Source organism: Sphingobium chlorophenolicum (assembly GCF_000722875.1).
Taxonomy (GTDB): Bacteria; Pseudomonadota; Alphaproteobacteria; order Sphingomonadales; family Sphingomonadaceae; genus Sphingobium; species Sphingobium chlorophenolicum.
In genome coordinates this window covers 91,282-117,712 of the sequence record NZ_JFHR01000006.1, presented here as the reverse complement: position 1 = coordinate 117,712, position 26,431 = coordinate 91,282, and the positions used below count along the sequence as shown (strand labels likewise).

Annotated in this window: 21 protein-coding genes and 1 tRNA gene; 10 read left to right on the top strand and 12 right to left on the bottom strand. The window is 65.1% G+C overall.

Translation table 11 applies throughout. From position 1 onward, the window contains the following. Positions 1-8: 8 nt before the first annotated feature. The 6 genes from BV95_RS04095 to BV95_RS04070 form a co-directional block, all read right to left on the bottom strand. A complete protein-coding gene (locus tag BV95_RS04095; protein WP_037447794.1) occupies positions 9-1,331 on the bottom strand; it encodes a bifunctional folylpolyglutamate synthase/dihydrofolate synthase in 1,323 nt (440 codons plus the stop codon). Between the two features lie 6 nt (positions 1,332-1,337). Further along, the gene (gene accD / locus BV95_RS04090) at positions 1,338-2,189 is read right to left on the bottom strand and encodes an acetyl-CoA carboxylase, carboxyltransferase subunit beta (RefSeq protein WP_037447790.1); all 852 of its coding nucleotides are present in this window, start codon (positions 2,187-2,189) and stop codon (positions 1,338-1,340) included. Continuing rightward, positions 2,186-3,016 (bottom strand): tryptophan synthase subunit alpha, encoded by an 831-nt coding sequence (gene trpA, locus BV95_RS04085; protein ID WP_037447787.1) that lies wholly within the window; start codon positions 3,014-3,016, stop codon positions 2,186-2,188. Before trpA ends, accD begins: the two co-directional genes overlap by 4 nt. Positions 3,017-3,118: 102 nt before the next feature. Then, a complete protein-coding gene (trpB, locus tag BV95_RS04080) occupies positions 3,119-4,372 on the bottom strand; it encodes a tryptophan synthase subunit beta (protein WP_037447784.1) in 1,254 nt (417 codons plus the stop codon). A gap of 81 nt (positions 4,373-4,453) precedes the next feature. Beyond that, entirely contained in the window at positions 4,454-5,095 is a 642-nt protein-coding gene (locus BV95_RS04075) for a phosphoribosylanthranilate isomerase (protein ID WP_037447782.1), read from the bottom strand. A gap of 267 nt (positions 5,096-5,362) precedes the next feature. After that, the gene (locus tag BV95_RS04070; RefSeq protein WP_037447780.1) at positions 5,363-6,208 is read right to left on the bottom strand and encodes a lysophospholipid acyltransferase family protein; all 846 of its coding nucleotides are present in this window, start codon (positions 6,206-6,208) and stop codon (positions 5,363-5,365) included. 51 nt (positions 6,209-6,259) lie between these two features. Between BV95_RS04070 and BV95_RS04065 the strand changes: the two genes are divergently transcribed. After that, on the top strand, positions 6,260-7,378 hold the full coding sequence (locus BV95_RS04065; RefSeq protein ID WP_037447777.1) for a glycosyltransferase: 1,119 nt from the start codon (positions 6,260-6,262) through the stop codon (positions 7,376-7,378). Then, positions 7,375-7,863, top strand: coding sequence for a TPM domain-containing protein (locus BV95_RS04060; RefSeq protein WP_051749617.1), 489 nt, complete (start codon positions 7,375-7,377; stop codon positions 7,861-7,863). The genes BV95_RS04065 and BV95_RS04060 overlap by 4 nt, the downstream gene beginning before the upstream one ends. 195 nt (positions 7,864-8,058) lie before the next feature. Here the strand turns inward: BV95_RS04060 and BV95_RS04055 are convergent, their stop codons facing one another. Then, a complete protein-coding gene (locus BV95_RS04055; protein WP_037447775.1) occupies positions 8,059-8,406 on the bottom strand; it encodes a DUF952 domain-containing protein in 348 nt (115 codons plus the stop codon). Then, entirely contained in the window at positions 8,403-11,087 is a 2,685-nt protein-coding gene (gyrA, locus tag BV95_RS04050) for a DNA gyrase subunit A (RefSeq protein WP_037447773.1), read from the bottom strand. The genes BV95_RS04055 and gyrA overlap by 4 nt, the downstream gene beginning before the upstream one ends. A 240-nt stretch (positions 11,088-11,327) precedes the next feature. Here gyrA and BV95_RS04045 point away from each other — a divergent pair, with 240 nt between their 5' ends. Both BV95_RS04045 and BV95_RS04040 read left to right on the top strand, forming a co-directional pair. Beyond that, positions 11,328-12,608: a hypothetical protein gene (locus BV95_RS04045; protein ID WP_037447769.1), complete on the top strand. Its 1,281-nt coding sequence runs from the start codon at positions 11,328-11,330 to the stop codon at positions 12,606-12,608. A gap of 106 nt (positions 12,609-12,714) precedes the next feature. After that, positions 12,715-13,989 (top strand): tetratricopeptide repeat protein, encoded by a 1,275-nt coding sequence (locus tag BV95_RS04040; protein ID WP_037447766.1) that lies wholly within the window; start codon positions 12,715-12,717, stop codon positions 13,987-13,989. A gap of 186 nt (positions 13,990-14,175) precedes the next feature. On the opposite strand, the gene BV95_RS04035 is transcribed toward BV95_RS04040, so the two are convergent. Next, positions 14,176-14,649: an Lrp/AsnC family transcriptional regulator gene (locus BV95_RS04035; RefSeq protein ID WP_037447763.1), complete on the bottom strand. Its 474-nt coding sequence runs from the start codon at positions 14,647-14,649 to the stop codon at positions 14,176-14,178. Positions 14,650-14,848: 199 nt separating this feature from the next. Between BV95_RS04035 and BV95_RS04030 the strand changes: the two genes are divergently transcribed. The 4 genes from BV95_RS04030 to BV95_RS04015 all read left to right on the top strand — a co-directional run bounded on the left by BV95_RS04030 (position 14,849) and on the right by BV95_RS04015 (position 18,661). Then, the gene (locus BV95_RS04030; RefSeq protein ID WP_081873276.1) at positions 14,849-16,552 is read left to right on the top strand and encodes a sensor histidine kinase; all 1,704 of its coding nucleotides are present in this window, start codon (positions 14,849-14,851) and stop codon (positions 16,550-16,552) included. A 51-nt stretch (positions 16,553-16,603) separates the two neighbouring features. After that, positions 16,604-17,641, top strand: coding sequence for a polysaccharide deacetylase family protein (locus tag BV95_RS04025; RefSeq protein WP_037447757.1), 1,038 nt, complete (start codon positions 16,604-16,606; stop codon positions 17,639-17,641). A 25-nt stretch (positions 17,642-17,666) separates the two neighbouring features. Continuing rightward, positions 17,667-17,742 (top strand) — tRNA-Ile (locus tag BV95_RS04020). A 142-nt stretch (positions 17,743-17,884) separates the two neighbouring features. Further along, positions 17,885-18,661, top strand: a complete 777-nt coding sequence (locus tag BV95_RS04015) for a 2-keto-4-pentenoate hydratase (protein WP_409372071.1) — start codon at positions 17,885-17,887, stop codon at positions 18,659-18,661. On the opposite strand, the gene BV95_RS04010 is transcribed toward BV95_RS04015, so the two are convergent. Next, complete coding sequence (locus BV95_RS04010; RefSeq protein ID WP_037447752.1) at positions 18,658-21,681, bottom strand: TonB-dependent receptor; 3,024 nt, start codon at positions 21,679-21,681, stop codon at positions 18,658-18,660. The two genes, BV95_RS04015 and BV95_RS04010, sit on opposite strands and share 4 nt — an antisense overlap. A gap of 240 nt (positions 21,682-21,921) precedes the next feature. Further along, the gene (locus BV95_RS04005; protein WP_037447750.1) at positions 21,922-22,884 is read right to left on the bottom strand and encodes a fumarylacetoacetate hydrolase family protein; all 963 of its coding nucleotides are present in this window, start codon (positions 22,882-22,884) and stop codon (positions 21,922-21,924) included. A 100-nt stretch (positions 22,885-22,984) separates the two neighbouring features. On the opposite strand from BV95_RS04005, the gene BV95_RS04000 reads away from it, so the two are divergent. Then, complete coding sequence (locus BV95_RS04000) at positions 22,985-23,878, top strand: NAD(P)-dependent oxidoreductase (protein WP_037447747.1); 894 nt, start codon at positions 22,985-22,987, stop codon at positions 23,876-23,878. A 29-nt stretch (positions 23,879-23,907) separates the two neighbouring features. Continuing rightward, complete coding sequence (locus BV95_RS03995) at positions 23,908-24,699, top strand: hydroxypyruvate isomerase family protein (RefSeq protein WP_037447743.1); 792 nt, start codon at positions 23,908-23,910, stop codon at positions 24,697-24,699. A 191-nt stretch (positions 24,700-24,890) separates the two neighbouring features. Here the strand turns inward: BV95_RS03995 and BV95_RS03990 are convergent, their stop codons facing one another. Further along, positions 24,891-26,423: an acyl-CoA synthetase gene (locus BV95_RS03990; protein WP_037447741.1), complete on the bottom strand. Its 1,533-nt coding sequence runs from the start codon at positions 26,421-26,423 to the stop codon at positions 24,891-24,893. Positions 26,424-26,431: the final 8 nt, after the last annotated feature.

Below are 26,431 nucleotides of genomic sequence, written 5' to 3'. Positions count from 1 at the left end.
AAGAAAATTCAGTCGGGAAATTGACCGTTCAGCCGCAAAATCTCTCCGGCGAGGTAGAGGGAGCCTGCGATCAGCAGCTTTGACGCGGGATTGGCGTGGGCGGCGACGGCGGCAATGGCGTCCTCAGGCCCCTCATGGGCGGTGCAGGGGATGCCCCAAAGGTCGGCGATAGCGGCGAATCGCTCCGGCGGGTGGTGGTCGTGACCGGGGACCGGAACGGCGTGGATATGGGCGATGCGGCCCGCGAAGGGGAGCAGGAAGGCTTCCATATCCTTGTTCGACAGCATGCCGATGATGAGGTCCAGTTTTTGCCCCTCCAGCCGTTCGCTGGTGAAGAAGGCGCTGATCGCTTCGCCCGCCCCGGCATTGTGGCCGCCGTCCAGCCAGGCTTCGGCGTCTTCGGGCAGCGGGGCGAGGAGGGGGCCATGGTCCAGCCGTTGCAGGCGGGCGGGCCAGTGCGCCCAGAGGGGGGCGGCCTTGAGCGCGGCTTCGCTGACGGGGACGACGTTTTGATGGCGCAGCATGGCGAAGGCGAGGGCGGCGTTGTGGATCTGGTGCGCGCCGGACAGGCGGGGCAGCGGGGCGTCGATATGCCCCTGATCGTCGCGATAATGGAGGCGGTCGCGATAGGCGGCGGCGTCCCAGCTTTCGCCCATGGCGAACCATTGGGTGCGGTTGCGGGCGGCGGCGTCCAGCATCACGGGGAAGAGGGCGTCGGCGTAGCGTTGCGTCACCAGGGGCGCGCCGGGCTTGGCGATGCCTGCCTTTTCGGCGGCGATTTCCTTGAGAGTGTCGCCGAGGAAGCTTTGGTGGTCCAGGCCGAGTTGGGCGATGCCGCAGATGACCGGCTTTTCGATGATGTTGGTGGCGTCCAGGCGGCCGCCCAGGCCCACTTCGACGATGCAGGCGTCGGCGGGATGTTCCGCGAAGGCGAGGAAGGCGGCGGCGGCGGTGACTTCGAAGAAGCTGGCGCCGATCCCCTCCGCCACGTCGAGGACGCGGGAGAGATAGGCGGCGAGGGCTTCGTCGGAGATGAGGGTGCCGCCCAGGCGGATGCGTTCGTTGAAGCGGACGAGATGGGGGGAGGTGAAGACGTGGACGCTCCGGCCGTCCGCTTCGAGCGCGGCGCGCAGGAAGGCGCAGGTGGAGCCCTTGCCGTTGGTGCCCGCGACGTGGAAGACCGGCGGCAGGGCGCGGTGCGGGTTGCCGAGGCGGTCAAGGAGCTGGGTGATGCGCTCCAGCCCCAGCATGTCGGCGCCGGGCGACAGGGTGGCGAGGCGGTCTAGCTGGGCCTGGACGCCGGGGTCGTCGGATACGGCATGGTCGGGCATGGCTTTTTACGCGGCGGCGCGGGGGGTGAGGTAGCCGATCACCCTGGCGAGCGTGTCGCGGAGTTCGGTGCGGTGGACCACCATGTCGAGCATGCCGTGCTCCAGCAGATATTCGGCGCGCTGGAAGCCCTCCGGCAATTTCTCGCGGATGGTGCTTTCGATGACGCGCTGGCCCGCGAAGCCGATGAGGGCGTTGGGTTCGGCGATCTGGATGTCGCCCAGCATCGCGTAGCTGGCCGTGACGCCGCCTGTCGTCGGGTCGGTGAGGACAACGATATAGGGCAGGCCCGCGGCGTGGAGCTTGCGGATCGCTACGGTCGAGCGGGGCATCTGCATTAGGGACAATATGCCCTCCTGCATGCGGGCGCCGCCGGCTGCGGTGAAGATCACATAGGGGCATTTATGGGCGATGGCTTCGTTGACGCCCTGGATGAAAGCGGCGCCCACGCCCATGCCCATGGAGCCGCCCATATAGGCGAAATTCTGGACGCCCATGACCAGCGGCACGTCGTCGATCGCGCCGCGCGCGTTGATGAGCGCGTCCTGATCGCCGGTGGCGGCGCGGGCGGCCTTTATGCGGTCGGGATAGCGTTTGGAATCGCGGAATTTGAGCGGATCTTCCTGCACCTGCGGGGTGGGGAGCAGGATGAATCCGGCGTCGAGTATATGTTCGAACCGTTCCGACGGGCCGATGCGGCCGTGATGGTCGCAGCGGGGGCAGACCGAGAGATTATCTTCCCATTCCTTGATGAAGATCATCTCCGCGCAGGAGGGGCATTTGTGCCACAGCGTTTCGGCGGTGGTTTCCTTCTTCGCCATGAAAGGCAGCGCGTTGCGGACGCGGTTGATCCAGCTCATGCGGCGGTCTCCCGGAAATGAGGGCTGTTGGCGTTGAGGGCGTCGCGCAGGGCGGCGACGAAATCCTTGACGAAGGGCGCGGCGGCGTTGCCGTGCGAGCCGATGATGTCGACGATGGCCGAACCCACCACCACGCCGTCGGCAACGCGGCCGATGGCGGCGGCCTGATCGGCGGAGCGGACGCCGAAACCGACCGCTATGGGCAGGTCGGTGGCGGCCTTGAGTTTCGCGACGGCCTGTTCGACGGCGGCTTGCGCGGCCTGCTGCTTGCCGGTGATGCCCGCGACGGCGACATGGTAGAGGAAGCCGCTGGCGCCGTTCAGCACGGCGGGCAGGCGGGCCGCGTCGGTGGTCGGGGTAGCGAGGCGGATCAGGTGGATGCCCGCTGCACGCAGGGCGGGGCCGATTTCGGCGTCCTCCTCCGGCGGGACATCGACGCAGATGACGCCGTCGACGCCTGCGGCCTTGCACTGGTCGGCGAACCAGTCGGGGCCGCGCGCGAGCATGGTGTTGGCATAGCCCATCAGCACCAGCGGGATGTCCGGGTGTCGGACGCGGAAGGCGGCGGCGAGGGCGAAGATGTCCTTCGTCTTCGTGCCGGAACCCAGGCTGCGCAGGTTGGCGAGTTCGATCGCCGGGCCGTCCGCCATCGGATCGGTGAAGGGCATGCCGAGTTCGATGATGTCGGCGCCGCCCTCCACCAGCGCGTCGAGGATCGCGGGGGTGTCGGCCGCTGTCGGGTCGCCCGCCGTCACGAAGGTGATGAGGGCGGCGCGGCTGCGCGATTTGCAGGCGGCGAAGCGGGTGGCGAGGCGGTCAGCGGTCACAATGAATTCCCAACATCCGTTCGCCCGGAGCCTGAAGAGAAGTGGAGGGCTTCGACAAGCTCAGCCCGAACGGGTGTGGGGTGGGTGCGCAGAGCGGAGCGGTCATATTTCCACTCCCAGGGCGCTGGCCACGGTGAAGATGTCCTTGTCGCCGCGGCCGGAGAGGTTGACGATGAGGATTTGGTCCGCGTCCAGCGTTGGCGCGACCTTTTCCGCGCTGGCGACCGCGTGGGCGGATTCCAGGGCGGGGATGATGCCTTCGAGCGCGGAGAGCTTCTGGAAGCTGGCCAGGGCTTCGTCGTCGGTGATCGGCATATAGTCGACCCGGCCGATTTCGTGCAGCCAGCTATGTTCCGGGCCGATGCCGGGATAGTCGAGACCCGCCGAAATGCTGTGCGCTTCGGTGATCTGGCCGTCCTCGTCCTGGAGCAGATAGGTGCGGTTGCCGTGGAGGATGCCGGACTTGCCGCCAGCCAGCGAAGCGGCGTGCTTGCCATTCAGCCCTTCGCCCGCCGCTTCGACGCCGATCATCTTGACGTCGGCATCGTCCAGGAAGGGGTGGAACAGGCCGATGGCGTTGGAGCCGCCGCCGACCGGTGCGATCAGCATGTCGGGCAGGCGGCCTTCCAGTTCCAATATCTGTTCGCGGGCTTCCCGGCCGATGATCGACTGGAAGTCGCGGACCAGTTCGGGATAGGGGTGCGGGCCTGCCGCCGTGCCGATGATGTAGAAAGTGTCGTGAACGTTCGACACCCAATGGCGCAGGGCGTCGTTCATTGCGTCCTTGAGGGTTTGCGAGCCGGAGACGACCGGGATCACCTCCGCGCCGAGCAGTTTCATGCGGAAGACGTTGGGCTTTTGCCGTTCGACATCCTTCGCGCCCATGAAAATCTTGCATTCCATGCCGAACAGGGCGGCGACGGTCGCGGTGGCGACGCCGTGCTGGCCCGCGCCGGTTTCGGCGATCACCTTCTTCTTGCCCATGCGGCGGGCGAGCAGCGCCTGGCCGATGCAATTGTTGATCTTGTGCGCGCCAGTGTGGTTCAGTTCCTCGCGCTTGAGGTAGATTTTCGCGCCTTTTCCGGCCGGGGCTTCGGCGCGGAGGGCTTCGGTCAGGCGCTGCGCATAATAAAGCGGGTTGGGGCGGCCGACATAGCTGCGCAGCAATTCGGCGAATTCGGCTTCGAAAGCGGGGTCTTGCCGGGCTTCCTTATAGACCTTCTCCAGCTCCAGGATCAGCGGCATCAGCGTTTCGGCGACATAGCGGCCGCCGAAGGAGCCGAAATGGCCGGAGGAGTCGGGCTGCGAGCGCAGGCTGTTGGCCAAGGTAGCGGGCAGGGTGATGGTGTTGGTCATCGGATCAATCTCGTCAGGCAAATGGGATCACTTCTTGGGTGCAAGCAAGTGATCAACGCCATCGTGTGCTGGTTAGCCGCCTCATGAGGATGCCGCATTGCAGAAGGCCATGATCTTGTCCACACTCTTGATGCCCGGCGCGCTTTCGACGCCGGAGGAAACATCGACCAGCGGGGCGTTGGTGATGCGGATGGCTTCTGCGACATTGTCGATGCCAAGGCCGCCGGACAGGCCCCATGGGACCGATATGGGGACGCCGCGCAGCAGCGTCCAGTCGAAGCGCAGGCCCATGCCGCCGGGAAGGGCCGCGCCGTCCGGGGTCTTGGCATCGAAAAGGAGGAGGTCGGCGGCGCCGCCATAGGTTTTGGCGGCGTCTATGTCGGCGCGGGTCTTGACGGAGATGGCTTTCCAGACGGGGAGGTTGAAGCGCTGGCGGATGGCGGCGGCGCGTTCGGGGCTTTCCTTGCCGTGGAGTTGGAGCGCGGTCAGGGCGTCGGTGGCGGTGAGTTCGGTCAGGACTTCGTCGGTGGGGTCGACGAGGATGGCGACGCGTTCGATATGGGTCGGGACCAGCGCGGCGAGGGCGCGCAGTTGGTCGGTTTCGATATAGCGGGGGCTTTTGGGGAAGAAGTTGAAGCCGAGATGGGTCGCGCCTGCCCTGATCGAGGCGCCGACGGTGTCGGGGGTGGAGAGGCCGCAGATTTTGATGGCGAGTCGGGACATGGAGGGGCTTTAGCGGGTGTTGGGGGGAGTGAGAACTGTTGTTGGATGTGGGGGCATGTGCTTCGATACGAGGCTTCGACAAGCTCAGCCTCTACTCAGCACGAACGGAGGGGGCTTCTCCTGTTCCTCCCCATCGGGAGATGGGGAGGGGGACCATGCGAAGCATGGTGGAGGGGAATGGGGCACGACCTCCGAATTTCCCCTCCACCACTCGCTTCGCGAGCGGTCCCCCTCCCCACGCTGCGCGTAGGGAGGATTTTTAGTTGGCTAGGTGGTGAGGTCCATGTCGTGGAGGGCGAGCCATTGGTCGGCGTGGTCGATGCAGGCTTGGCCGAGGAAGGCGTCGACCTGATCCATGATCTGGTCGTCCGTCAGGGTCGCCGGGTCCAGGGGGGCGTGCCAGTGGACGCGGAAGTGCGGACCCTGGGTGCGGATCATGTAGAAGGGCAGGAATTTCGCGCCGACCTTTCGGGCGAGGCGCAGGGCGACGGACAGGTTGCCGGACGGCGGCAGGGCGCGGCCGAAGCGGGGGAACCACACCTGACGGTCGCGGCGTTCGTCCAGCAATATATAGAGGGTGGCGCGGTCTTTGGTGGTGAGGTGTTTGAGGATGGCGCGGGCGGCGCCGTCTCCGGTGATCGCTTCGCCCATATAGCTGGAGCGGGCGCGCTTGAGTTGGGCCGCCTGCTCTGGATTTTCCGGCGGGTCGTAGACGCCCAGGCCGGGGCGGTCGGTGGACGCCTTGATATGGGCGGCGAGCAAATCCCAATTGCCGACATGGACGGCCAGCGCGATCAGCGGGCCGGGGCCGTCGAGCACTTGTTGATAGCCTGCGACGTCTTCGACCGTGATATGGTTGTTTTCGATCAGCCGGTCGATGTTGGTGAGTTCGGCCATGGTGCGGCCAAGGTTGAACCAGCGGCGGGTGAGGAGGGCTTCGCTGGTTGCCGTGTCGAGATCGGGGCGGAGGATGGCGAGGTTGGCGCGGGCGCGTCGGTCGCGCAATTTCATGCTCTTGCGCGCGACGTTCACGGATAGCCAGCCGCCAAGCCAGGAGGCGATGGACGCGGGGAGGAGGCGGAGCAGGCTGAAGAGAAAGGGGTTGGAGAGCATCGCCTGCCGTCATACAGCAGCGGTCGGGGCGGTAAAGGGCTTGGGTTTGCAATGAGTTTCGCTTTTGCGCTGTGGATGCTGTTGCAGGGGCTGAGCCTGTTGGGGGTGCTGAATTATTGGCGGCATCTGCCGGTGGATCGTCAGGAAGAGGCGCCGGAGGGCGTCGTGCTGCTGTTGTCGGTGCGGGATGATTGGGACGGTGGGGCGGCGCTGATCGCGCGGTTGAAGGCGCAGACGGCGCGGTTTCGGTTGGTGATTGCGACTTCTGGCGGATGTGCCGCGGCGGAGGCTTTGGCGGCGCGTGAGGGGGGCTGGGTGCAGGTCGTCCGGGCGGGCGTCGCGGACGATGAGGGGCAGAAGGTTCATAAGTTGCGGGCGGCTTTGCGGGCTTTGCGGCCGGAGGATCGCTGGCTGGTGTTCGTGGATGCGGATATTCTGCCTCCGGCGCGGTTGGTGGGGCGGTTGCTCTTTCCTCTGGTGCGGGGGAAGGCGGATATCGTGACCGGTTATCGGCTGTTGCTGCCGGAGGCGCGGGTGGGCGCGGCTCTGGTGGGGGCGGTGGAGATGCAGTTGGCGACCTTGCCGCGGGCGGCGAGTGCGACCATGCCGTGGGGCGGGGCGATGGCCTTGACGCGGGAGGTGGCGGAGCGGCTGGACCTGGATGCGGCGCTGGCTGGGCGATTGTCCGACGATATGGCGATTGGGCTGGCCGGGTGGCGGGGGAAGCTGCGGTTGCGGCCGGTGCGGGATTTGCTGGTGGCTTGTCCGTTGGAGGGGGCGGGGGCCTTTGGTTTCGGGGTGCGGCAATATCGGCATATCGTGACCAATAGTGGCGGGATGTGGGGGATTGCGGCCCTTGTGGTGGCGGTGCAGGCTTTTGGGTGGGTCTGGGCTTTGGGTTGGGGTGGCTGGAGTGCGGTGGCCTTGGGTTATGGGGCGGCTTTGGCGCGGGTTTTGGTGCGGCGGCGGATTGTCGCGGCGGTGGTGGAGCCGGGGCAGGCGGGGGGGGCCGGGCGGTCGCTCTGGTGGGATTTGCTGGCGCCGTTCGCGGTGTGCTGGGCGCATCTGGGGATGCAGGTGGTGGCGGTTTGCTCGAGCCGGATCAGGTGGGGCGGGTTCGATTATTGGGTGAAGCGCGGGAAGGTCGTGCGGATGGAGAGGGTGGGATGACCGCTTTGATATCCCGGATTTTGCTTTGTTTTTTGCTGGTCGGTTCGCTTGTGGGGGAGGTGCGGGCTGGTGTTGGGCCGGCGGTTGTTCAGGCAGGGCGGGTGACGGATGAGGCCGGGCTTTTCACGGACGAGCAGAAGCGGGTGCTTTCCGAGAAATTGGAGAGGTTGGAGCAATCGACCCGGCATCAGATGGTGATCGTTACTGTCTCTTCCCTGGGTGGGGCGGAGATTGGGGTTTTTACGACGGCGCTGGGGAATGAATGGGGGATTGGGCGCAAGGGTCATGATGATGGTGTTGTTGTGTTGGTGGCGCCGCAGGAGCAGTTGGCGCAGATTTCGGTGGGATATGGGCTGGAAGCGGTTTTGCCGGATGAGCTTTGCCAGAGCATCATGAATGAGCGGATGATCCCTCGCTTTCGGGAGGGGGATTTATTTGGTGGGGTTGATGCTGGGGTGGATGCTTTGATTGAGCGGTTGGATTGATGGGGTAGAGGTGATTGGGCATTAGCTGCCACTAATTCCTCCCTGCGCGAAGCGTGGAGGAGGGGAAATGGCGTGACCTGCGTATCTTCCCCTCCACCAGCCTTCGGCCGGTCCCCCTCCCCATCTATCGATGGGGAGGAATAGGATAGGTCAGCTTTCCATCCACTCCGGACGGTATGGGGAAAGGGGCGGTGGTTAGAAGCCTGCCGGGAAGAGGTGTTTGCCCTGTTCGTCCAGGCGCAGGACGACCTTGCCTGCGACCGCGCTCAGCGGGAGGTCGGCGTAGAGGTGGGGGAAGAGGGCGCCGCCGCGTGATTCTTCCCATTTGATCGCTTCGCCGAAGGGGGCGAGGTCGATCATCAGCATCACCAGATTGTCCTGACCCGCGAAATGTTTGGCGGCGGTTTCGGCGGCCTGTTGACGGGTGGACATGTGGATATAGCCGTCCTGAAGATCGACGGGCGCGCCCTTGAACGTGCCGTCGGCCTTCAGTTGGTCATACTGATCCTTCGTCAGTATCTTGTAGGCGAAGAGGTCGGTCACGCCTCCGGCGCTGCCGTTTCCGCCGTGTCTTCGGCTTCGTCGCTTTCCTCGATCTTCGCGGCGCTGACGACATGTTCGTCGTCGGACACGTTGAACAGGCGCACGCCCGCCGAGCTGCGGCCGATGACGCGCAGGCTGTCCAGGCCCATGCGGATCAGCTTGGCCTGGTCGGTCACCAGCATCAACTGGTCGGCCTGGCTGGCGGGGAAGCTGGCGACGACCGGGCCGTTGCGGCCGATATTGTCGATGTTGGTGATGCCCTGGCCGCCGCGACCGGTGCGGCGATATTCATAGGCGGAGGACAGCTTGCCATAGCCGTTGGCGCAGACGGTCAGGATGAACTGTTCGCGCTCCTTCATCACAGCGAACATGTCCTGATTCTGCATTTCCCCTTCCTTTTCCGGCTTCCACGGGGCGAAGCGCAGATATTCCTCGCGCTGGTCCTGATCGGCGCCGGAGCGGTGGAGGATGGAGAGGGAGATGACCTCATCGTCGCCCTTGAGCGTCATGCCGCGCACACCGGTCGAGGTGCGGCTCTGGAATTCGCGCACGTCGGTGGCCTGGAAGCGGATTGCCTTGCCCTGGCGGGTGGCGAGCAGGACGTCATCCTCTTCGGTCAGCAACGCGACGCCGATCAGCCGATCCTCGCTGTCGTCGTCGAAACGCATCGCGATCTTGCCGTTGGAGGGGATGTTGGCGAAGGCGTCCATGCTGTTGCGGCGGACCGTGCCGTTCGCGGTGGCGAACATGACGTGCAGATCCTTCCAGCTATCCTCATCCTCCGGCAGGGGCAGGACGGTCTGGATCGTTTCGCCGGGGCCGAGCGGGAGCAGGTTCACCATCGGGCGGCCGCGCGTGGCGGGACCGCCTTCGGGCAGGCGCCAGACCTTGAGACGATAGACCTTGCCCGCCGTCGAGAAGAAGAGGACCGGCGTGTGGGTGGAGGTCACGAACAATTCGGTGATCGCGTCCTCATCCTTGGTGGCCATGCCGGAGCGGCCCTTGCCGCCGCGCGCCTGTGCGCGGAAGCTTTCGAGCGGGGTGCGCTTGATATAGCCCTGCACGGTGACGGTGACGACCATCTCCTCACGCTCGATCAGGTCTTCGTCGTCGATGCCGTCGGCGGCGGCGGTGATTTCCGACAGGCGCGGGGTGGCGAAGTCGCGCTCGATCGCCTCGAACTCCTCGCGCATGACAGCGTAGAGTTTGACCCGGTCGCCAAGGATGGCGAGATATTCGGCGATGGCGGCGGCCAGTTCGGCCAGTTCGTTGCCGATCTCATCCCGGCCGAGCGCGGTCAGGCGGTGCAGCCGCAGGTCCAGGATGGCGCGGACCTGCGTGTCGGACAGGCGATAGGTGTCGCCGGACGCTTCGGTCTCGATGGCTTCGACCAGTTTCAGGTAAGGCGCGATTTCCGCCACCGGCCAGTCGCGGGCGAGCAAGGTTTCGCGGGCCTCTGCCGGACTGGCCGAACCCCGGATGATGCGGACGACTTCATCCAGGTTGGTGACCGCGATGACGAGGCCCAGCAAGATATGGGCGCGGTCGCGGGCCTTGTTCAGTTCATATTTGGTGCGGCGGGTGATGACCTCTTCGCGGAAGCGGACGAACGCTTCGATAATGTCGCGGATGTTGAGCAATTCCGGGCGGCCGCCGCGAATGGCGAGCATGTTGGCCGGGAAGCTCGACTGGGCGGGGGTGTTGCGCCAGAGCTGGTTGAGCACGACTTCCGGTGTGGCGTCGCGCTTCAGGTCCATGACGATGCGCACGCCTTCGCGGCTCGATTCGTCGCGAATGTCGCTGATGCCCTCGATCCGCTTGTCCTTGGCGGCTTCGGCGATCTTTTCGACCAGGCCGTTCTTGCCGACCTGATAGGGGATGGCGGTGAGCACGATGGAGCGGCGGTCGCCGCGCCCCTCCTCCACCACATGGCGCGAGCGCATCATGATGGAGCCGCGTCCGGTATGATAGGCGCTGCGCGCGCCCGACTGGCCCAGGATCAGCGGCGCGGTCGGGAAATCGGGGCCGGGGACGATCTGGATCAGTTCGTCGACCGTGATGCCGGTGTTGTCGATATAGGCGAGGCAGGCGCGGATCACTTCGCCAAGGTTATGCGGCGGGATGTTGGTCGCCATGCCGACCGCGATGCCGCCCGCGCCGTTGACCAGCAGGTTGGGGAAGCGCGCGGGCAGAACCTGCGGTTCGCTTTCCGAGGCATCGTAGTTCGGCTGGAAGTCGACCGTATCCTTGTCGAGATCGTCCAGCAGGGCGTTCGTCACCTTGGCCAGGCGCGCTTCGGTGTAGCGCATGGCCGCCGGCGGATCGGGGTCCATGGAACCGAAATTGCCCTGGCCGTCGATCAGCGGCACGCGCATCGACCAGTCCTGCGTCATGCGCGCCAATGCGTCGTAGATCGCGCTGTCGCCATGCGGGTGATATTTACCGATCACGTCGCCGACGATGCGGGCCGACTTGCGATAGGGTTTGTTGTGGGTGAAGCCCGATTCATGGGCGGAAAAGAGAATGCGGCGGTGCACTGGCTTCAACCCGTCGCGCACGTCCGGCAGGGCGCGGGCGACGATGACCGACATGGCATAGTCGAGATAGCTCGCCTTCATCTCCTCCACGATGGAGATGGGGCTGATGTCCGAAGGGTCGGCGAGGGCAGTCTCGTCGGTCAAATCGATTCTCTTTTTGGTGAATGTATGTTGTGGACCATGCACTAGCGGAGCGAAACAAATCTGTCACCCCTCGCGCGCGCACGCGCAAAGGCATGAGATGCGTGCCGGGCGCGGCGGATCGTTTCCGGGGGGCTGACAGGCGGTTAACTGGTGCATATAGATCGTTCAAACGTTATTCACGCGCCGACCCCTAATCGGCGTCAAGCAAAGGCCGCCTGTCCCCCGGGCGCAGAGGAGAAGATGAACATGCGTTTTGTTACCCCCGTGGCGCTCGCGCTGACCCTGGCGCTGGCCGGCGGCGCCGTTTCGGCTCCGGCCTTCGCGGCCAAGAAGGAAGAGAAGAAGGGCGGCGGCCTGAAGCTGAACGTGTCGCCCGACGTCATCAAGGCGTTGCAGACCGCTCAGCAGGCCGCGGAGAAGCAGGATTTCGCGGCTGCCAAGGCGGCGCTGGCCGATGCGGACAGCAAGGCGAAGTCGAACGACGACAAATATCAGATCGGCGCGATCAAGCTGAACACCTCCATCGCCAGCAAGGACACGGCGATGCAGAGCGAGGGGCTGACCCAGATGCTGGACAGCGGCCTGACCCCGCCGGAGCAGGCCGGGCAGTTCAACGCGGTGGCCGCCGAACAGGCGTTGCAGGCGAAGAATTACGATCTGGCGATCACCCGCGCCAAGGCGGCGGGCGCCGCGGGTTACAAGCCCGAAGCGGTCAACGTGACGCTGGCCCAGGCCTATTTCGGCAAGGCGGGCACAGCCAATCCCTCCGTCGAACCGCAGCGCAGCCTGAACCAGCAGGGTCTGGCCGCGCTGAAGGCGGCTGCCGACGCCACCAAGGCGGCGGGCGGTCAGGTGCCGCCGCAATGGTATCAGATCGGCGTCAGCCGCGCCGCGACGGCCAAGCTGCCGGAAGTCACCGAATGGGCGAAGTCCGCCTATCAGGCGGCCCCCAATGGCGAGAATCTGCGCACGCTGGTTCGCCTGTTCCAGCAGGCCAATCCCACCATCTCCAACCGCGAGAATCTGGACGTGCTGCGCCTGATGGCGACGTCCGGCGGGCTGGTGCTGGCGCAGGATTATCTGGAATATGCCGAAATGGCGTCCAAGACCGGTATTTACGGCGAAGTGAAGTCGGCGATCGACGCGGGCCGCAGCAAGGGCGTGCTGAACGCCAGCCAGGGCGGCGACCTGTATCAGCCCGCCGTGGCGAAGATGGCGGGCGACAAGGGTTCGCTGGGTTCGGCCGAGGCTGATGCGCGCAAGGCCGCCACCGGCAAGATCGCGGCGGCGACCGCGGACGCCTATCTGGGCTATGGCGACTATGCCAAGGCGGTAGCGATGTTCGAACTCGCCAAGCAGAAGGGCGGCGTCGACGCGGACGAGATCAACACCCGCATGGGCATCGCCAAGGCGCTGGGCGGCGACAATGCGTCGGCCAAGGCGGCCTTCCAGTCGGTGCAGGCCGGTTCGCGCAAGCAGGTGGCCGATCTGTGGCTGGCCTATCTGGCGACCAAGGGCTGATTTTGCCTGATATGAGGCGCGCTGCCCGTCAGGGGCGGCGCGCCTTTCTGTCTTCGAACATGATGAACGATCTGGCCAGGGCCAGGCGACAAGGGGGATGGCTGACATGGCCATGATGCGACATTCGATTCCGACCTTTGGGCTTTTGGTTGGGGCGGCTTTGCTGACCTCCACGCCGGCCGTCGCGAAGAAGCCGGTTGCCGTTGGCCCTGTGATCCAGATGTCGGACAGCTTCCGCGCCGCGACCCAGGCGGCGGACGGCGCGATCAAGGCGGGCAATGTCGCCGCCGCGCAGACGCAGATTTCCGGGCTGATGCCGGTCAGCGATTTCGAATCCTATGTGGCGGCAGGTCTGCGGTTCGAACTGGCGGTGCTGAAGGTCGACCGGCAGGCGCAGCGCGTTGCGTTGAACGACATGTTCAAGACTTCTTCCGTGCCGAAGGGGGACATGCCGCGCCTGCGCTATATTGCGGGTTATCTGTCCTTCGTCGTCGGCAATTATGACGATGCGACCGCGCAGCTCGATTACGCCAAAACGCTGGGGTACGACCCGATCGACGCCACCATGTTGCGCGCCGACATCGCGCTGCGGCGGAACAAGGCGAAGGATGCGCGGGCCTATGTGCAGGAGGCGCTGGCGCGGCAGCGGACGGCGGGGCAGCCGATCCCGGCGGCCTGGTATGACCGGGCGATCTCCATGGCCTATCAGGCGGGGGATTGGACCGATGTGGGCGCGCTCTATCGCGAGCGGCTGAGCCATTATGATTCGGCGGGCGAGTGGCGGTCGGCGCTGGCCAATTATCTGAGCGCGCCGGGCATGGACGCGCAGGTGCAGTTGGATCTTTATCGCTTGCAGGCGGCCAATGGCGCGATGGCGAGCGAGCGCGACTATCAGGCTTATGCGCAACTGGCCGACAAGACGGGCTATAGCGCGGAGACCAAGGCGATCATCGAGGCCGGGCGCTCTTCGGGCAAGCTGACGCCGACGCAGGCGGTGACGGCGCAGCTCATGAAATCCGCGACGCCCAAGGCGGCCAAGGAGATCGCGGCACTGCCCGCTGCGGTGAAGAAGGCTGCGGCGGCCAAGGACGGATCGGCGGCGATGGCGGTGGGGGATACCTATTTCTCGCTTGCCCAGTTCGCGCAGGCCGTGGGGCAATATCGGCTGGCGCTGAGCAAGGGCGGGGTCGATGCGAACAAGGCCAATGCCCGGCTGGGCGTGGCGCTTGCGCGGTCCGGCGATCTGGCGGGCGCTAAGGCGGCGCTGGGGCAGGTGACGGGGGGGAATTGGGCGAATGTCGCGGGATTCTGGTCGGTTTGGGTGGATCAGCAGAGCCGGAAGACGGCGTTTACGCCGGTGGTGGTGACGCCCGCGAGTTGAGGTGATGGCGGGTTTTGGCCAATGGCGGTCACTCTCCGTTCGTCCTGAGTAGCATTGAGCTTGTCGAAATGGCGTATCGAAGGACCGCGCAGACCCTTCGATACGGGCCTTCGACTTCGCTCAGTCCCTACTCAGGGCGAACGGAGGAGAGAAAGCGGACTGACTGCCATCCACCCCTCGCCGCCCTCAAACCGGGAGGGGAACGCCTGGCATGTTCTTCGACGTGCGGATGGTAAGGGACGTCTTCACGCTCACCACATTGGGGGCGGGGGTCAGTTTCGAGGTTAGGAATTGCTGGAAGCTCTGCAAATCCTTCGCCACGACCTTCAATATGAAGTCGATCTCGCCGTTCAGCATATAGCATTCGCGCACTTCCGGCAGGGTGGCGATATGGTCCTCGAACGCCTTCAGGTCCGCCTCGGCCTGGCTTTTCAGGCTGACCATGGCGAAGACCGTGATGGTGTAGCCCAGCATCGATGGGTTCACCACGGCATGGTAGGAATTGATGGCGCCGCTTTCCTCCAGCGCGCGGACGCGGCGCAGGCAGGGGGGAGCGGTCAGGCCCACCTTGCGGGCCAGCTCCACATTGGTCATCCTGCCGTCGCCCTGCAATTCGCCCAGGATCTGGAGGTCGATGTCGTCAATATTGGGGCCGGCCATTATTCCGCTTATTTCCTTGCCTGTTAATATCGCGTTATCATAATAATATTTCAGAGCAATGCAATTGTCCCACTATGCGACGTTCGCATAAGAACCCATTTGCGTCCCTTCCCCTTTGGTCCGGGAAGCATTATTCCTGTGTAACGATATCGCCGGCTGATGCCGGAAATGGGGAATTTGCGTGCGCTTCAACGATCTTATGCAGACGGTACTCGCCGGGGAAGGCCGAAGCGGCCTGGGTGCGGTGACGCTGTGGCGGCAATGCGTTGATCTGCTGGCGCAAAATGACCGGCATGACCGGTCGGCCCTGTCGGATGCCGAGCGCGGGGCGCTACTGGAGCGGCTGAACGGGCTGCTGCCCAAGCTGTCGGAAACGCAGCGGATCGCCACCGTGGTGGAACTGGGCGGGCGGCTGCGGTCGCCGAGTCTGATCGAATTTTTCGCCAATGACCGGCCAGCGATCGCGGCGGCCGCCATGTCCCGCGCCCGCCTGCCCGATGCGGCTTGGGTGGAGATGTTGCCGCGCCTGACGCCGACGGCGCGGGGCGTGTTGCGGTCGCGGCGCGACCTGGGGGAAGAGACGTTGCAGGGGTTGGCCGCCTTTGGCGCGACCGATCTGGTGCTGACCAGCGATGCGGAGGTCGAGCAGGAGGATATGCTGCTGACCGAGGCGATGATCGTGCAGGCCGATCCGCCCGCCGCGCCGCAGCCGGAGGAAGTTGTCGAGGAGGACGCGGCCGAGGAGGTTGGGGAGGGGCGGAGCCAGATCCGCAATCTGGTCGACCGGATCGCGCGCTTCACCAGTGCCCGCCGGGCTGGCGAGGAAGAGGAGCAGCCGCAGCGCGCCGCCGTGGCGGGGCCGCGTGCCTTCGCCTTCGAGACGGATGCGGCGGGGACCATCGTCTGGATCGACCAGGGGCCGCGGGCGGCGTTGATCGGGCTTGCGCTCAACGAGACGGCGCTGGAAGGCGGCAGCGGGCCGGACGGGCATGTCGCGGGTGCCTTCATGCGGCGCAGCGGGTTCCAGAATGGCCGCTACACCATCATGGGCGGGACGATGGCGGGCGAGTGGCGCCTGTCGGCGACGCCCTTTTTCGATCCGCGATCCGGCCGGTTTCAGGGCTATCGCGGGCAGGCGCGGCGGCCTTTCCTGCATGAGGTCGCGTCCGAGCCGCGTGCCGAATCCGTGGCGATTGCGGGGCTTTCCGCCGATTCGATCCGGCAACTGGTGCATGAATTGCGCACGCCCCTGAACGCCATTTTGGGCTTTGCCGAGATTATCGAGCAGGAACTGTTCGGTCCGGCGGGGCTTCAATATCGCGATATGGCGGGCAAGATCGCGGTGGATGCGCGGCATTTGCTGACGGCGTTCGACGATCTGGACCTGGCGGCGCGGGTTGCGCGGGGGGAAGGCGGGGAGGCGCCGCGCTCGGTCGATCCGGCGTTGCTGGTGACGCAGGTTTCGGCGCGCTTCCGCGAGCAGGGCGACAGCGCGCAGATCGACATCGCCATGGGACGCGACCTGCCGATGGTGCGGATCGACCCGGTGCAGGGCGAGCGCATGGTGCAGCATCTGCTGCGCACGCTGATTTCCGTGTCGCCTGCGGGAGAGGCGTTGACCGGGGCCTGCTGGTATCAGCCCGACGGAGCCGATGGGCGCGTGGTGCTGGCCATCGACCGGCCGTCATCACTGACGGGGATGGAAGAGGATCGATTGCTCGATCCGGGCTATATGCCGGACGGGAATTGGGCGGATGGGCCTTTGCTGGGGCTGGGTTTTTCGCTACGGCTGATCCGCAGTCTGGCCACGGGATGCGGCGGCGCGCTGGAGATTGAGCCGGGCCGTTTCCTGCTGGCCGTGCCTGCCCTGACCGAAACCGAGGATGCGGTCGGCAGCGCCTGATTTCTGCTTAGGGAAACCCTATCGCAACCAAATCGGGTTAGCGATGGCGGGATGACCAGCTTTTCCCATGATGGCGGCCTGCTGCGCATGCCTGCGGCGGAGGACAGGATCGCGTTCGATCCGGCATTTGGCACGCGGTTCATGCTGTTCGTGGATACGGAGGAGGAGTTCGACTGGAACGCGCCCTTCCGCAGGACCGGCCATGGCGTGACGGCGCTGGACGGCATGGCGCGGGGGCAGGCCTATTTCGCGGCGGCGGGGGTGAAGCCGGTTTATGTGACCGACTATCCGGTGGTCGACAGCGATGCGGCGGCGGAGATGATGGGGCGCTGGCTGGCGGATGGCGCGGCGGATGTCGGCGCGCATCTCCATCCCTGGGTCAATCCGCCGCATGTCGAGGAAGTGACGGCGGCCAACAGCTATGTGGGGTTCCTGCCGGAAGCGGTGGAGCGGGCGAAGCTGGAGGCGTTGTGCCAGAGGATCGCGGAGCGCTTTGGCGCGCGGCCGGTCGCTTATCGGGCGGGGCGCTATGGCGTGGGGCCGAACAGTGCGCGCCTGCTGGAGGAGGCGGGGTTCCGGCTGGACAGTTCGGTGCGCGGGCGGTTCGATTATAGCGGGCAATATGGGCCGGATTTTCAGGGTTTGCCGCAATATCCCTATTGGGCGGGGCCGGGGCGGAGGCTGGTGGAACTGCCGCTTTCGACGGCCTTTGTCGGTTGGTTGCGAGGGGGCGGGGAGCGGCTCTATCGCGTGGCGCAGCGCATGGGGCCTGTCGCGGGCGCGCTGGCGCGGGCGCGGATGCTGAGCCGGATACCGCTGACGCCGGAGGGGATCGCGCCGCAGGAGGCGATTGCCGCCATCGATGCGTTGATCGGGGAGGGCGTGCCTGTGCTGAATTTCAGTTTCCACTCCCCAACGTTGGAGCCGGGCCATACGCCCTATGTTCGCGACGAAGCGGACCGGACGGCTTTTTATCGCTGGTGGGATAAGGTGCTGGGCCATCTGGACCGGCGGAATGTCCGGGCGGTGACGCTGGATCAATTGCTGGGCGCGGTTCAGCCGCACGGACGGGCTTGCCAAGCGGCCTGATGCTGCCTATCCGGGCACGAAGGTGGGGCCTGTAGCTCAATGGTTAGAGCTGGCCGCTCATAACGGCTAGGTTGCGGGTTCGAGTCCTGCCGGGCCCACCAAATCCCCGCTTTGCCGCTATCGCCCGGATGACACTTTGCGCGATTTTCTTATTTTGTGAGAGATAAGGTTGGGCGGCAAATTGCCTCCTGGAAGGGGACGACGTAACGTCGTCGGCGGTATTTCACATTCCAGGGCAGGGAAATCTTGAGCAATTTCGAACGGACGGCCGCGGCCTTGCGGGCTGCTTATGACGGCGAGGCGATTGCCCCGTTGCGCGGCGTGCTGGAACCCACCGACGCTGCGGGTGCATATGCGGTGCAGGCGATCAACACCCGTTACTGGAGGGAGGCGGGCCGTCGCATCGTCGGGCGCAAGATCGGGCTGACCGCCAAGGCGGTGCAGGCGCAGCTTGGCGTCGATCAGCCGGATTTCGGGGTGTTGTTCGCTGATATGGAGATTGCCGACGGAGGCGTGCTGCCGGCGTCGAAGGCGATCCAGCCCAAGGCTGAGGCCGAGATTGCCCTGATATTGGGCCGCGATCTGGACGATGTGGACGCCACCGTCGAAACCGTGGCCGCAGCGGTGGAGCATGTCGCGGCGGCCATCGAGATCGTGGACAGCCGTATCGCCGACTGGAAGATCAGCTTTGCCGATACGGTCGCCGATAATGGCTCCTCCGCCTTCTTCGTGCTGGGGCAGGAGCGCAAGGGGCTGGCCGGGCTGGATCTCTATAGCTGCGGCATGGTGCTGGAGGTTAATGGGGCGGTGGCTTCGCTGGGCGCCGGCGCGGCCTGCCTCGGCCATCCGTTGAATGCCGCCGTCTGGCTGGCGCGTACCATGGCGGGTCTTGGCGAGCCGTTGCGGGCCGGGGATATAGTGCTGACCGGGGCGCTGGGGCCGATGGTGGCGCTCAATCCTGGCGACTCTGTGGTCGCCAGGATTGGCGGGTTGGGGACGGCTTCTTTCCGCGTGGTTTAAAAATTCATGCCGACCGCGATGCCGTAGCGGCGCGGTTCCAGCGTGAAGATGTTCGTGAACAGGCCCGAAGGCTGGTCGGACACGTACAGGCCGGTGATCGCGTTGCTGTTCGTCAGATTCTGCACGAAGGCGCGGGCGAACCAGCGGTCGTCCCGGCCGTTGAGCTGCATCTGGGCGTTCAGGATGACGTAGCTGGGGATGCGGTTGGCGTTGCCGTTGAACACCGATCCATAGCTGCCGCCGGTCAGGATGGCGTCGATGCGGGGCACCAGGGTCATCCCGTTTCCGCCCAGGTCGACGCTATATTGCGCGCCTGCCGAAACCTTGAAATTGGGGGCCTGGGGCAGCCGGTTGCCGCGCAGGTTCACCGGATTGCCGTCGGTCAGGACCGTCACCCCGCTGGCCCCCGTTCCCCCCGCGCTGGCGACGTAGGAGGCCAGGACCGAACAGACGCCGTAGGCGCCGGTCGCGCCGTTCAGGCCGCTGGCCGCCGGGAAGGGCGTGGTCCCCTGCAACCCCGCCCCCGGCCGGAACATGGGGCGTCCGGTCGACTGGTTGATGACGCGGCCCGCGTTGATCTCTCCATTCACGAAGTTGACGAAATTGTTCGCCGCCGCCGCGTTTCCGGCGGTGTTGGGCAGGACCGTGCAGTTGGAGCCGTTCGCGATATCCTTCACGATGACGGCGTCGCTGCGCCCGCCCGACGGATCGCGGGGGTTGGTGATATAACGGTCCGACGATACTTTGGTGTGCAGGTAGCTGGCGTTGATGTTCACCGTCAGGGCGGGAATGGGCTTGGCGATCGCCTCCAGCTCCACGCCGTAGATGTCCGCGTCGACATTGTCGTTCACGCTGGTGCGGCTGACGATGCGGCTGAGTTGCAGCCCCTTATATTGATAGTAGAAGGCGGAGGCGTTGAAGCGCAGCGTGCCGTTCAGGAAGCTGTTCTTCGTTCCGATTTCGAAAGCGTTCACGAATTCCGGTTCGAAACTGTCCGAAATGCTGAAGATCGGCAGCAGCGGCGGGTTGATGCCGCCCGATTTATAGCCCCGCGAATAGGATGCGTAGAGCAGGTTCCTGGGCGTGATCTGGAAATCCAGCACGGCGCGGCCGGTGAATTCGCTGAATGTCGCGTTGCGCAATTGCACCGGCTGGATGCCCGGCCGTCCGGCGTCGGCGTCATAGGCGGCGAAATAGGGAGAGTCGAAGGCGTTCGCCGTGCCGTAGGGAACGGGGAAGGAAATGACGGTGTTGCGCGCCCGATTGGACTTGCTGTCATGATTGTAGCGCAGGCCCGCCGTGAATTTCAGCCGGTCGTCGAGGTCGATATAGCCTTCGCCGAACAGGCCGTAGGATTTGAGCTGGAAGATCTGCGAATTATTTTTGACATAGGGCGATGCCAGGAAAACGGTGGGATAGGTGACGGGCTGGCCCGCCGCCTGTTGCGCGCCCTGCTGGCCGAGCGAGGTCAGCACGCCCAGCACACCCGCCGCATAATCGACGTTGAAGGCGTTCACATTATAGTCGGCGTTGCGGTTGCGGTAATTGCTGTAGATGCCGCCGACCAGGAAGTTGAAGGGGCCGTCGAACTTGCTGGATAGGATGGCTTCGCCGGTATAGGCGCGGCCGAACAGGCTGGTGCGGTCGAAATCCTGCGGCGTGGCGGCGCAAAGCTTGTGCCCGCCATAGGCGCCGGTGGCGCTGTCGTCCACGACCGAGGTGCAGTAGGGGCCTGCCGGACCGTTGGGGATCAGCGCCGCCGCCACCTGGCCGAACTGCGCCAGCGAGGGGCCCGCTACGCCGTTGCCATAGGCCTGGAGCGTCGTGAGGCCCGGCAGCATGCGCGCCGCGTTGTTGACGCTGAGATTATAATCCTGCGACGCGGCGGTGCGGGTGCGCTGATATTGGCCCGACACGCGCAGGGTGACGGGGCCGAAATCATGTTCGATCCGCAACTGGGCCTGAATCTCGTCGGAGAAGAAGGTGGGATGGAAATCGGTGTTCACGGTCCTGGGATCGGAGATCAGCGGATTTCCAAGGTTCGCGTCGGGGCCGTAGAGGCTGCCCAGGGCGAGCGCGCCGATGCCGGGGCCGCCCTGCATCGTCAGATATTCGCGGGACGTGAGCGTGCCGCCGAACGTCGCGTTGCCGTTCGTATAATCGTTGCCGAGACGGCCGGGCAGGCAGCCCAGCACGCCGGTGGGGTCGCGCAGGCACTTCTGCTTCTGGATGCGCAGGCGGTTGTCGCGCTCATGGAAATAATAGCCGACAAGGTCGATGGTGGTCGAACTGGACGGTTCCCAGCGGACCGATCCGCGAACGGCGTAGATGTCGCGACCGTCCAGATGCGATCCGTCGTAGAGATTCTTCGTATAGCCGTCGCGCTTGACGTAGATGCCCGCGACGCGGACGCCCAGAGTATCGGTCAGGGGCACGTTCAACATGCCCTTCACCTTCTTCGAATCATAATTGCCATATTCGAATTCGCCCGACGCGTGGATGCCGTTCAGGTCCGGTCTCGCGGTGATGAAATTGACCACGCCGGAGGTTGCGTTGCGGCCGAAGAGGGTGCCCTGCGGTCCGCGCAGCACCTCGACCCGTTCCAGGTCGAAATATTCGACTTCGAACAGGCGGGTGTCGAACAGGGGCAGGTCGTTGCTGGTGATGCCGGTCGCGCTGTCGCAACTGCTGCCGACGCACAGGTCGCCGATGCCGCGGATCGTGAAGCTGGACTTCGAGAAATTATTCTTGGTGAAGATCGTGTTGGGCAGCGAAAGCTGAAGGTCGAGCGAATTGTCGATCTGCTGCTGCTTGAGCGATTCCGATGTGAAGGCGCTGACGGAGATGGGGACGCTTTGCAGCGACTGGCTTTCGCGCTGGGCCGTGACCACGATGTCGGGCATGGTGGCGGGCGGCGGCGCAGGCTGCTGCTGCGCCAGCGCGCCGGACGACGCCATCAGGCCGGCCAAGGATGCGCCGAATAGCAGGCTGGCGCGCGTTCCGATAAATTTCGTGGTCATTTTTCTGTCCCCTCCTGGCCTTTTGCGATGGGCGGTTGTTGCCCTGTCCATCTGCGAGTCCATTTCTCAATGAACGATATATATTATTTTGATCGCTGTTACGAATAAATATCGATATTATTTTTCAGGTCAAGCGGCGCCGGTATCGGAATGCGCTGCCATCGTAGAAAAGGGCGTCGACGCCCGGTTCGGAAACATGCACCACGCATAGGCGCGGCGCATGTTTCGGTCGTTCGACCGTTATTTGCGGCGGCGGACGGTGTTGGTCAGCGTGCCGATGCCGTCGATCTCCAGCGTGACCTCATCCCCGTCTTCGAGGAAGCGGTCATGTTCCAGGCCGCAGCCATTATCCATCGTGCCGGAGCCGAGAAGCTCGCCCGGATGGAGCGTTTCGCCGCGAGAGACATAGGCGATGATATCTTCGAACCGGTGCAGCATGACGCTGTTGGACCCTTCCGCCCACAATTCGCCGTTGACGAAGGCGCGCATCCGGATGTCGTGAACGTCGGGAAATTCGTCCGGCGTCACGATGCAAGGGCCGATCACGTTGCTGCGGTCGAAATCCTTGCCCTTGGCCGGGCCCATCATGCCGGGCATTTCCGCCATCTGGGCGTCGCGGGCGGAAAAATCGTTGAAGATCGTATAGCCGAATATGTGGGCGGCGGCATTATCCGCGGAAATGTCGACGCCGGGGCGGCCGATGACGATCGCCAGTTCCAGTTCGAAATCCATATATTGGCTGTAGCTGGGCCAGAGGATTTCCGTGCCGGGGCCGACAACTGTCAGAGGGTTGCCCTTATGGTAGATCGCCTTTTCCAGATAGAGGGCCGGTATCTCCGTCAGCGGGGGAACGGCGGGTGCGGACGCTCCCGCCAGCTTCGCGCCCAGGCGCTGCATGCCTGCATAGGATTGGCGGATATGGCCGGGGAAGGTGAAGAAGTCGCGAATCGATTGCGGGCGCGGCAAGGGGGCCAGCAGGCGGACGGCGTCGGCGGAGACGATGTGCCCGTCCGTTTCCAGCAGGCGGCGCGCTTCGTCCAGGCCCGCTTCCCCGGATTCGATCAGGGCCTGCATGCTTTTGAACCAGGCGGGGTCTCCGCGTCCTGAGGCGGAGCTTGCTTCGGTCAGATTCTTGATCCCGCCGATGCCGACCAGCGCGCCCACATAGGTGCCGTCCGACTGTTCAAAGGTCACGAATCGCATATTTCCTCCTGATTTGAATCGTCATATATTTATCGATATTTTTATGTAATGACGATATCTAATGTGATTATCAAGCTAAATGGCGGGAAGGAAAAAGGGTGTGATCGATCGCGTGGCGTTGTTGGGCACGGGACTGATGGGTGAGCCGATGGCCCGGAATCTGGTTCGGGCGGGGTACGCGCTGAGCGTCTGGAACCGGACGCAAGCCAAGGCGGCGGCGCTGGCCGACGAGGGCGCGGCGGTGGCGGAAACGGCGCGCATGTGCGTGGCGGATGCGGATGTCGTGATCTTCATGCTGAGCGACGGGCCGACCTGCGACCGGCTGCTGTTCGATGAGGATTCGGGCGGCGTGGCCGGGGCGATCAAGCCGGGCGCGACGGTCGTCATGATGAGTTCCATCGCCCCCGATTCGGCGAGGCGGCAGGCGGAGCGGCTGGCGGCGCTGGGCGTGGACTATATCGACGCGCCGGTGTCGGGCGGGGAGCGCGGGGCCATCAAGGCCAGCCTCACCATCTTCGCGGGCGGCGCTCCGGAAATCGTCGAGAGGATGAGTCCGCTGCTGGGCGCGCTGGGCCGGGTCAATCTGGTGGGCGGGGTTGGGAGCGGGCAGTTGGTCAAGCTCGCCAACCAGATGATCGTCGGGATCACCATAGAGGCGGTCGCGGAGGCGCTGCTGCTGATCGAGCGCGGCGGCGGACGACCGGCGGCGGCCTTCGCGGCGCTGGAGGGCGGGTTCGCCGATTCCACCGTCCTGCGCCAGCATGGCGCGCGCATGGTGAGCGGCGATCATGTGCCCGGCGGCACCGTCGCCACCCAGCTCAAGGATCTGCGCATGGCGACCGCCATGGCCGCCGACCTCGGCCTTTCGCTGCCTTTGCTGAGCGAAGCGGAGGCCATGTTCAGGCAGGCCGCCAGCGGGCCTGACGCTGCCCTGGACCACAGCGCCGTCCACCGCACGCTGCGCGGGCTGCAACCAGCCGAAATCCAATCCTGAAAGTGACCAATCCTGAAAGGGGAGTGAGTATGAAGATCAGCGCCAGCATATCGATGATGTTTCGGGAGGTGCCGATCCTCGACCGGTTCGCCGCCGCCGCGAAGGCGGGCTTCGACGGGGTCGAGATACAGGTGATCGATGAGGGCGATCCGGTCGAGATGGCCGGGGCGGCCCGCGCCGCCGGAATGCCGGTCGTGCTGATCAACCTGCCGCTCGGCGATCTGTTCGTCGGCGGTGTGGGTCTGTCGGGGGTGCCCGGCCGGGAGATGGAATTTGACGAAGCGGCCGAGCGGGGGCTGCGCGCCGCTGGCATATTGGGCGCGCGTTTCGTCCATATCGGGCCGTCCCGCATTCCGTCCGGCCATGGCAGGGAGGAATGTCTGGAGACCTACCGGCGGAATGCCGCCAGCGCGCTGGACCTTGCGGCGCGCCTGGCCCCCGATGCCGTGTTGCTGGCCGAGCCGATGAACCGGGTGGAGATGCCCGATGCCCTGTTCGCGTCCATCGATGAGGCGGCGGACATGGTTCGCGCCATCGGCGATGCGCGTTTCGGGCTGCTGTTCGATCTTTATCATATCGCCATGAACGGCGACGACATCGCGCGGGCATGGACGTCGCACGGATGGTTGGCGCCGCATGTCCAGTTTTCCGATGCTCCGGGCCGGAACGAGCCGGGCACGGGATCGATCGACTTCGCCGCTGCTTTCGCGCTTCTGCGGGCTTCGGGCTATGGCGGCTGGTATGGGGCGGAATATCGTCCGGCGGGCGCGACGGCGGCCGGGCTGGAGTGGATCGACGGGATGCGCGGCATCGTCGCCTGATCATGCGGGGCGGCGTGGAGGGGATTGCCTCCACGCCGCCTTTTAGGCTGTATCGACATTCAGTTCTGGCGGCCTGCAAATGGCGCTTTCCCGCGCTTCCGGTGCTCACGTACTTTTAGTACGCTGCGCGCCGGGTCACGAAAAACCACCATTTTCGGCTCGCCATCTTCTGAATGTCGATACAGCCTAGTTCAGATCGCCCGTCCGCTCTGGCCCCAATAGGCTTCGCGCAGGCGGCGCTTGAAGATCTTGCCCGAATCCTCGCGGGGCAGGCTGGCGGCGAATTCCACCACCTTGGGTATCTTGTAGCGGGACAGCGTGTCGGCGAGCCTTGTCCTGATGCCCGCGGCGTCGAGCGAGGCTTCATCGTCAGGTTCGACATAGGCGCATACCGCCTCGCCGAATTCCGCGTCCGGTATGCCGAAGACCGCGCAGTCGCGCACGCCGCCGATGGTCAGCAGCGCCGCCTCCACCTCCGCCGGATAGATGTTGACGCCGCCCGATATGATCATGTCGCGGCGGCGGTCGCACAGGAAGAGGAAGCCGTCCTCATCGATCCAGCCGATGTCACCGACCGTGACGAAGCCCGCCCGTTCGATCTCCGATTTCTCGTCGTCGCGACCGTGATAGGAGAAATCGGGCACCGACCGGGAATGGACGTAGATGTCGCCGATGGCGCCCGGTTCGACATCCTTCCCATCCTCCCCGATGGCGCGCATCGTCACGCCGGGGAGCGCCCGGCCCACCGTGCCCGGCTTCGCCAGCGCTTCGGCGGAACCATGGCCGGTGACGAGGCCCGTTTCGGTCGATCCATAATATTCGTGGATGACCGGTCCCCACCAGTCGATCATCTGCCGCTTGATCTCCATGGGGCAGGGGGCTGCGCCGTGGACCACGAACTTCAGGGAGGATATGTCATATTTCGCCCGCACGTCGGGCGGCAGCTTCAGCAGCCGGACGAACATGGTGGGAACCATGTGCATGTGCGTGATGCGATGTTCCTGCACCAGCGCCAGCAATTCCTCCGCATCGAAGCGGGGTTCGAGCACGATCCTTTCCGCCAGTTCGGTCGACACCAGGCCGTATGCGTTCGGCGCGGAATGGTACATCGGGCCGGTCATGAGCACCCGGAGCGGCTGGCTGGGGTCCAGCCCATAGCCCGCCACCGCGACCTCTGCCTGGGCGGCGAGATGTTCGGGCTGGAACGGCCTGCGCCGCACGCCCTTGGGCTTTCCGGTGGTGCCGCTGGTGTAGATGAGGGAGGATGCGCCGCCCGGTCCACGCGGCGGTGCGGGCGTGCTGTCGTCCGGTAGCCAGGCGTCCCATGCGGTCGCCTCCGCCAGAGGGGCCGAAGGGGTAAGGCCGTAGGCGGCGGTGATTTCGGGCGGGGTCGGCACGGCGACCAGCGTCCGTCCCGCCAGTTGACCGGCGAGCGGAGCGGCCAGATCGTCATGCGCGATCAGCAGCTTCGCGCCGCTGTCATCCAGGATATAGCCTATCTCGTCCGGCGTCGCGTGCCAGTTGATCGGCATGGCGAAGGCGCCGATCCAGCGCGCCGCAAGGCTGGCGGAGAAAAAGGCGAAATCGTTGCGCAGCAGGAGCGCGACGGCGTCCCCCGGCTTGACGCCGCTGGACAGCATGGCGGCGGCGGCGCGCTCTATCTGCCGGTCCAGCGCGGCGGGGGGAAGGTTCCGGCTTCCGGAAATGAGGGTGGCGGTCGTCATCTGCGCAC

Bases quoted from the DNA above. Each gene is read 5' to 3' on its own strand.
- BV95_RS04095 (WP_037447794.1), bottom strand. From the start codon at position 1,331: ATGCCCGACCATGCCGTATCCGACGACCCCGGCGTCCAGGCCCAGCTA.
- accD (WP_037447790.1), bottom strand. From the start codon at position 2,189: ATGAGCTGGATCAACCGCGTCCGCAACGCGCTGCCTTTCATGGCGAAG.
- trpB (WP_037447784.1), bottom strand. From the start codon at position 4,372: ATGACCAACACCATCACCCTGCCCGCTACCTTGGCCAACAGCCTGCGC.
- BV95_RS04075 (WP_037447782.1), bottom strand. From the start codon at position 5,095: ATGTCCCGACTCGCCATCAAAATCTGCGGCCTCTCCACCCCCGACACC.
- BV95_RS04070 (WP_037447780.1), bottom strand. From the start codon at position 6,208: ATGCTCTCCAACCCCTTTCTCTTCAGCCTGCTCCGCCTCCTCCCCGCG.
- BV95_RS04065 (WP_037447777.1), top strand. From the start codon at position 6,260: ATGAGTTTCGCTTTTGCGCTGTGGATGCTGTTGCAGGGGCTGAGCCTG.
- BV95_RS04060 (WP_051749617.1), top strand. From the start codon at position 7,375: ATGACCGCTTTGATATCCCGGATTTTGCTTTGTTTTTTGCTGGTCGGT.
- BV95_RS04045 (WP_037447769.1), top strand. From the start codon at position 11,328: ATGAACATGCGTTTTGTTACCCCCGTGGCGCTCGCGCTGACCCTGGCG.
- BV95_RS04040 (WP_037447766.1), top strand. From the start codon at position 12,715: ATGGCCATGATGCGACATTCGATTCCGACCTTTGGGCTTTTGGTTGGG.
- BV95_RS04035 (WP_037447763.1), bottom strand. From the start codon at position 14,649: ATGGCCGGCCCCAATATTGACGACATCGACCTCCAGATCCTGGGCGAA.
- BV95_RS04030 (WP_081873276.1), top strand. From the start codon at position 14,849: ATGCAGACGGTACTCGCCGGGGAAGGCCGAAGCGGCCTGGGTGCGGTG.
- BV95_RS04025 (WP_037447757.1), top strand. From the start codon at position 16,604: ATGACCAGCTTTTCCCATGATGGCGGCCTGCTGCGCATGCCTGCGGCG.
- BV95_RS04010 (WP_037447752.1), bottom strand. From the start codon at position 21,681: ATGACCACGAAATTTATCGGAACGCGCGCCAGCCTGCTATTCGGCGCA.
- BV95_RS04005 (WP_037447750.1), bottom strand. From the start codon at position 22,884: ATGCGATTCGTGACCTTTGAACAGTCGGACGGCACCTATGTGGGCGCG.
- BV95_RS03995 (WP_037447743.1), top strand. From the start codon at position 23,908: ATGAAGATCAGCGCCAGCATATCGATGATGTTTCGGGAGGTGCCGATC.
- BV95_RS03990 (WP_037447741.1), bottom strand. From the start codon at position 26,423: ATGACGACCGCCACCCTCATTTCCGGAAGCCGGAACCTTCCCCCCGCC.